Origin of the sequence: Salipiger sp. HF18, from assembly GCF_011806505.1 — a bacterium.
Classification (GTDB): domain Bacteria; phylum Pseudomonadota; class Alphaproteobacteria; order Rhodobacterales; family Rhodobacteraceae; genus Salipiger; species Salipiger thiooxidans.
In genome coordinates this window covers 1-4,304 of sequence record NZ_JAATOS010000348.1, presented here as the reverse complement: position 1 = coordinate 4,304, position 4,304 = coordinate 1, and the positions used below count along the sequence as shown (strand labels likewise).

General features: G+C 62.8%; 5 protein-coding genes and 1 pseudogene. All 6 read left to right on the top strand.

Annotated features, from left to right (window positions below):
- A pseudogene (locus tag HC022_RS20225) lies at positions 1–277 on the top strand (amino acid ABC transporter); the annotation flags it as partial.
- Positions 278–343: 66 nt separating this feature from the next.
- A complete protein-coding gene (locus HC022_RS20220) occupies positions 344–1,009 on the top strand; it encodes an amino acid ABC transporter permease (protein WP_167453618.1) in 666 nt (221 codons plus the stop codon).
- A gap of 10 nt (positions 1,010–1,019) precedes the next feature.
- Positions 1,020–1,685 (top strand): amino acid ABC transporter permease, encoded by a 666-nt coding sequence (locus HC022_RS20215; protein WP_167453617.1) that lies wholly within the window; start codon positions 1,020–1,022, stop codon positions 1,683–1,685.
- 17 nt (positions 1,686–1,702) lie between these two features.
- Positions 1,703–2,476: an amino acid ABC transporter ATP-binding protein gene (locus HC022_RS20210; protein ID WP_167453616.1), complete on the top strand. Its 774-nt coding sequence runs from the start codon at positions 1,703–1,705 to the stop codon at positions 2,474–2,476.
- 25 nt (positions 2,477–2,501) lie between these two features.
- Entirely contained in the window at positions 2,502–3,416 is a 915-nt protein-coding gene (locus tag HC022_RS20205) for an aminotransferase class IV (RefSeq protein WP_167453615.1), read from the top strand.
- 712 nt (positions 3,417–4,128) lie between these two features.
- Positions 4,129–4,233: an Rrf2 family transcriptional regulator gene (locus tag HC022_RS29910; protein ID WP_368484708.1), complete on the top strand. Its 105-nt coding sequence runs from the start codon at positions 4,129–4,131 to the stop codon at positions 4,231–4,233.
- Positions 4,234–4,304: the final 71 nt, after the last annotated feature.

Here is a 4,304-nt window from a genome sequence, read left to right as displayed (position 1 = left end):
GGGCCGCATCGACGCGGTGGTGCAGTTCCACCCGGCCCTTGTTGTGCAGTATTCGCGCCTGAAGATGGGTGAGGTGCTGCTGCCCGAGCCGGTCAACCCGGTGGCGACCTCGGCGGGCATGCGTCAGGAAGACGGGACCGAGTTCCTCGATTGGGTGAACACCACCTTTGCCGACCTCTACGCCGCCGGCGTGCCGGACGAGCTTTTCGGCGAATACCTCGCCAGCAAGGACATTGATCCGAGCGGCATTCCCGGACTGGTCAAGGAAGACTGGTAAGTCCCTGCGCGGACCGGCCGGCCACCGGCGGGTCCGCGCCCCCTCCGATCCAACGAAAGCCGTCACATGGACTATTCCTGGGACTTCGGCCCGGTGCTGGAGCGTTTCGACATGCTCGCGCTGGGGCTGCTCAACACCGTGAAGATCGCCACCGTTTCGATCGTGCTGGGCGTTCTTGTGGGGCTCGTCCTCGCGATGATGCGCCTCTCGACACGCAAGTGGCTGAACATCCCGTCGCTCGTCTTCATCGAGTTCTATCGCAACACGCCGCCGATCGTTCACTTCTTCTGGTTCTTCTACGCGCTGCCGGTGATGCTGGCGGTCAGCCTCGATCCCTACGTCGCCGCGGTGCTGGCGCTGTCGACGCAATCGGGTGCCTTCTACGCCGAGGTGTTCCGGGGAGGCATCGTCTCCATCGAGCGCGGTCAGTGGGAAGGCGGACGGGCGCTCGGCATGACCCATTCCGCACTGATGCGCCGGGTGATCGTGCCGCAGGCCATCGCCCGCATGGTGCCGCCGTTCATAGAGCGCAGCTTCGAGCTGCTGAAGACCACCGCCCTGGCCTCGACGCTCGCCTACGCAGACCTGCTCTACCAGGCGATGATGGTGAACGCAGAGACCTTCCGCCCGCTCGAGGTCTACACGACCATCGCGCTGATGTACCTCGTGCTGCTGGTCACTGCCAGCCAGTTTGCCCGCCTCGCCGAAGCCCGGCTGACGGCCTACCAGTGAGGGCGCCCGGATGAACTACGTTCCCGACTTCAGCATCGTCACCGACAACTGGATCGTCCTGCTGCGCGGGCTCTGGGTCACCATCCAGATCTGGATCCCCTCCATCGTCATCGGCCTCGTGGGGGGCTTCCTGCTGGCACAGGCGCGGCTCGCGCGCCGCGGCTGGATCCGTGGCACCAGCCTTGTCTATGTCGAGCTGTTCCGCGACACGCCGGTGCTGATCCAGCTCATCTGGTTCTACTACGCCTTTCCGATACTCGTCGGCGTGCAGCTCAGCCCTTATGCCGCAGCCCTGCTCGGGCTGACGCTGAACACCTCTGCCTATGCCTCGGAGATCTTCCGCGGCGGCATCAGGTCGATCCACCGCGGCCAGATGGAGGGCGCGCTCGCCATAGGAATGAGCCGTGCGCAGGCCATGCGCCGGGTGATCCTGCCGCAGGTGATCAAGCGCATGCTGCCGGCCTTCACCAATCGCACGATCGAGGTGGCCAAGATGTCCTCGCTGGCCTCGGTGATCTCGGTGCATGAGCTGATGTACCAGGGCCGCCTGTTGTCTTCGACCTACTACAGACCCTTCGAGATCCTGACGGCGGTGGCTTTCATCTACTTCGTCCTGATCTACCCCGGCACCTTCCTTGCCGGGCGCCTCGAAAAGCACCTGGCGCGGTCCAACTGACCCGGAAAGGAACTCTCATGACCGGCAAACCCATTCTGGAAGTAAAGGGCCTGCACAAGCGGTTCGGCGATCACCACGTGCTCAAGGGCATCGATTTCACCGTCGAGCCCGGAGAGCGCATCGCGATCATCGGCGGCTCGGGCTCCGGCAAGTCCACCTTCCTGCGCTGCATGAACTTCATGGAAACGCTGAGCGAGGGCGAGATCTGGCTCGACGGCACCCGCATCGGTGTCGAGAAAAAAGGCACCGTCACCTATCCTGAGAAGCAGCTTTGCCAAGTGCGCGAGCGTCTCGGCATGGTGTTCCAGCAGTTCAACCTCTTCCCCCACATGAGCGTTCTCGACAACGTCATGGAGGGCCTCGTGACGGTGCAGGGCAAATCCAAGCCCGAGGCGCGCCGGATCGCCGAGGCCGAGCTTGCCAAGGTCGGCCTTTCGGAAAAGCACGACGCCTGGCCCGGACGCCTCTCCGGCGGTCAGCAGCAGCGCGTCGCAATCGCGCGGGCGCTGTCGATGCAGCCCGAGATCCTGCTCTTCGACGAGCCGACTTCCTCGCTCGATCCCGAGCTGGTGGGCGAGGTGCTGCGGGTCATCAAACAGCTGGCCGAAGAGGGGCGCACCATGCTTCTCGTCACCCACGAGCTCGGCTTTGCCTATCACTTCGCCACCAAGGTGATCTTCCTCGCCGAGGGCGTCTTCCACGAGGTCGGCACCCCGGACGAGATCCTCAAGCACCCCAAGCAGGCGCGCACCCAGGACTTCCTGCGCCGCTTCGGCGAATTCGCATTCTGAACACTCCTGACATCAAGGTAAGACCATGACACCCCTCAGCAGCTCCTCTTCCCAGAGCTACGTGAAAGACCCGCGCAACGATGGCGTGGAGATCTACGTGAACGGTGAATTCTTCAGCCGGGACGAGGCCAAGGTCTCGATCTTCGACGCGGGCTTCGTGCTTGGCGACGGCGTCTGGGAAGGCATCCGCCTGATCAACGGCAAGCTTCTTGCCATCGACGAGCACATCGACCGCATCTTCGAAGGCGCATGCTCCATCCAGCTCGACATCGGCTTCGACAAGGCCGGCCTCGTCGAGGAGATCTGGAAGTGCCTGCGCCACAACAAGATGGAAGATGGCGTCCATATCCGCATGATGATCTCGCGGGGGCGCAAGTCGACACCGAACCAGGATCCGCGCTTCATCGTCGGCGGCGCCACCATCGTCATCGTCGCCGAATGGAAGCAGCCCAACCCCGAACTGAAGGCCAAGGGCCTCAAGCTGATGACCTCGACGATCCGCTGCTCGACGCCGGATGTCTTCGACCTGCGCCTGAACTCGCACAGCCGGCTCAACTTCATCCAGGCGCTGATCCAGGCGATCAACATGGGTGCGGATGAGGCGCTGATGCTGGACGATCGAGGGTTCGTGGCGTCGTGCAACTCGACGAACTTCTTCATCATCCGCGGCGACGAACTCTGGACGTCGGACGGCATGACCTGTTTCAACGGCATCACCCGCAAGAAGGCCATCAAGGTCTGGAAGGATGCAGGGCTGACCGTTCGTGAAGCGCCCTACACCCTCGCAGAGGTCTACTCCGCGGACGAGGCCTTCTGCACCGGCACGCTCGGCGGCATCACCCCGGTGGCCACCATCGATGGCCGTCCCATCGGCACCGGCAAGCCTGGCCCGAAAACTGCCAGAATACACGACCTATACCAGGCCTACATTCAAGGCTAAGCCATGGCCGGTCGCTTGCGCCCCCTTCGCAGGCGGTCGGCCCTGCATCGGATCTTCGCGCCGTTCCGCCTGCGAACGCTGATCCGGCGCGATGAGATCGCCTATCCGAACTCGCCGTCTCGACTTGACACAAAGGAGTGTGCGGATGGTGGCCAAATTTGAGGCGCGAGGATGTCAAAACCCCTTGGGTTATTGGGCGCCGGGAGGCCGCCTGCACAAACCGCGCTTCTGCGCGAGACGCTCTCGTCCGCGTGCTCGCCCACGTCGTATCCCGGTTATTTTGACGTTTCGGAGTTCTCGCGCTCGGCCGCCTAGACCAGCTCCAGCGCGCCATCAGTCGCGTCAGATGTCATTATTTCATTGGGCAGAGACAGATGACAACGGCTTGCGGCACCTAGCGACGCTTGATGGTCCAGTGTCAAAGTGTTTCTGACGGGTTACACCTCGCTCTTGAAGCTGTTGGACCCATTGCCCATGTCCGAACTCCGAACTTCAGGCATAGTCATTCTCGTGGCAGGAGCCGCCTCTCCGCGCCCGGACTATGCACGTCTCTGAATAAGCGCCATAATAGTATAAATACCACTTCATGGATGGCTCATACGCCTTGCCAGCGCGCCGGACCGGGCTTTTCCACGGCTGATCTGGCCGAGGAATTTCAGCTTTCCCGCAACCATCTCATTAAGATCATACAAAACTCAGTCGGGCCGGGCTGGTGCAGACACGCCGTGGAGGCGGTGGCGGTGCCACCCTGGCGCGCGCCCCGAAGGAGATCCGGTTGGGAGACGTGGTTTTGGTGCTGGAAGAGGGCCAAGGATAGTGCCCCCGCGCGTGGTGTAGGAGCGTGGACCTTCGGAGAGGTCCGAGTCTGATCAGGATGCCACGGCGGGC